Source organism: Anaerolineae bacterium (assembly GCA_014360855.1).
In the GTDB taxonomy this organism is placed as follows: domain Bacteria; phylum Chloroflexota; class Anaerolineae; order JACIWP01; family JACIWP01; genus JACIWP01.
In genome coordinates, this window is the sequence record JACIWP010000408.1 from 1 (window position 1) to 1,825 (window position 1,825).

General features: G+C 61.5%; 2 protein-coding genes. One reads left to right on the forward strand and one right to left on the reverse strand.

Going from position 1 to position 1,825, the window contains the following annotated elements:
- Positions 1-140 precede the first annotated feature (140 nt).
- Positions 141-1,646, forward strand: coding sequence for a DUF4388 domain-containing protein (locus H5T60_14560; GenBank protein ID MBC7243653.1), 1,506 nt, complete (start codon positions 141-143; stop codon positions 1,644-1,646).
- 9 nt (positions 1,647-1,655) lie between these two features.
- Here the strand turns inward: H5T60_14560 and H5T60_14565 are convergent.
- Positions 1,656-1,825: hypothetical protein (locus H5T60_14565; GenBank protein MBC7243654.1), on the reverse strand; the 170-nt coding region annotated here is incomplete at its 5' end.

A 1,825-nucleotide genomic window follows, 5' to 3' on the forward strand; every position in this document is an offset into this window, starting at 1 on the left:
GGCCCTGCGCCTCTTGGCTATGCCCTGGATCCTCAAGCCCCGACTGATCAGACGCGCTCTCTTCACCTACCGATGGTCTCTCGCCTATGAAAGTGGGTAAGAGTCAGCCTGCAGGGCATTTTGCGGGAAAGGGAGCAAACATGGGAACGTCGGCATTAACGCCGTTGGACCTGCTGGTGCTGGGGCTTCTCCAGGAACGCCCCATGCACGGCTACGAGCTGTACCAACTGATCAAAGCCGAGCACATTGACCGCTGGTTCAATATCAGCATGCCCGGCGTGTATTACGCGCTGGGGAAACTGCGCGACCGGGGCTGTATCTCTGAAATCCGACAGCGGCGCGGCTCGGTGGACAAGGCGATATATCTGCTGACCGAAGCCGGCCAACAGGCGTTCTTCGAAGCGCTGGAAGCGCACGCCGCCGGCCATGTCCCCATCCACTTCGACTACGACCTGAGCATCTACTTGCTGAACCGCCTCCCCATTGAGCGCGCCCTGGCTCTGATGGAACAGCGCATGGAATCCCTGCGCCAGTGGCAGATGCAGGTGCGCGAGACCATGGAACAGGAGCCAGACCTCAACCCGCGCCAGCGCGCCATCTTCGACCACACCCTGCGCTTCATCACCATGGAACGCATGTGGATGGGAGAGCTGATCGAATCCATCCAGGGAAACGCCGGCGCCCTCGAAACACCAGGCAAACGAGGATTGATGGTCATGACCGGCGACCTGCGGCAGTACCATCTTCCTGACCTCCTGCGCCTGATCGCTTCCGGCAAGCACTCCGGCACCCTCACCGTCACCGACGGCGTGCTGGGCAGAGCCATCAACTTCGTGCGCGGCCAACCCAACTGCATCGCCGGCTACCGCCTGGACCAGGCGGAAGCGACACCACCTTCCATGGAAGATTCTCTCCGCGCCATATTCGACCTCTTCCGCTGGCAGGCCGGCGAGTTCACCTTTGACCAATCCCAGCCCCAGCACCAGTGGTGCATCCCCATCCAGCTCACCACCACCCAGCTCATCCTGGAAGGATGCCGTTGGGTGGACAACTGGGAAACCATCCGCCGGCTGGTGTCCTCACCCGAGGCCGTCTTCGAGATCAGCATGAGACAGGAGGAGTTGGAACAACTCGGGTTAACAGAGACAGAGATAGCGTTCCTCAAGGAGGTGGATGGCAGTCGCGATATCACGGATATCGCCGGCCGGCTCCAGTTGACGCTTTTTGAGGCCTCGCGCATCGCCTATACCCTGCTCGCCGTCGGCGCTATCCGTTACGGCGATATGGAGCGGATTCATCTCCGCAGGGCCTTCCGCGAGATCGCGGAGCTGAACTGCCGGGGCACGTTGGTACTGCGCAAACACCCGTCCGACACCAGTTGCGAACAGGCGGTCAACCGCGCCTGCCAGGACATCCCTATCCGCATTGAGAACGGTCACATTGTGGATGAGACACCGCCGGATCTGGCGCTGGACAAGCTGGCGAACGTTTACCGCACCTTCCTCAGCCGGCAAACAGAGGTGATCCGCCAGTATTTCGGAATGGATGCCGCCCGCGAGCTGACGGCGCGCACCCTGCGTCAACTCGTCCCTGAACTGCAGGCAGTGGCGGAACGCCACAGCTTCACCCGCATACTGCATCCCTGAGCCATCCGCTCATGGGAGCGGGTAGCGCAGTTCGCCGGCGCTCGTCATGTAAATCCAGTATCCCTTGCCCGGTTCCAGCGTCCGCAGTGTGTTGAGGCTGGGCGGGAGGTCCGGATAATAGGAGCGGGCGCCAAACTCCGGGTCAAAGCTCATCACCACCCGGTACTTGCCGGCGATAG

What these genes read in the sequence shown, in the direction of transcription:
- H5T60_14560 (MBC7243653.1), top strand. Translation starts at nt 141, where the DNA reads ATGGGAACGTCGGCATTAACGCCGTTGGACCTGCTGGTGCTGGGGCTT.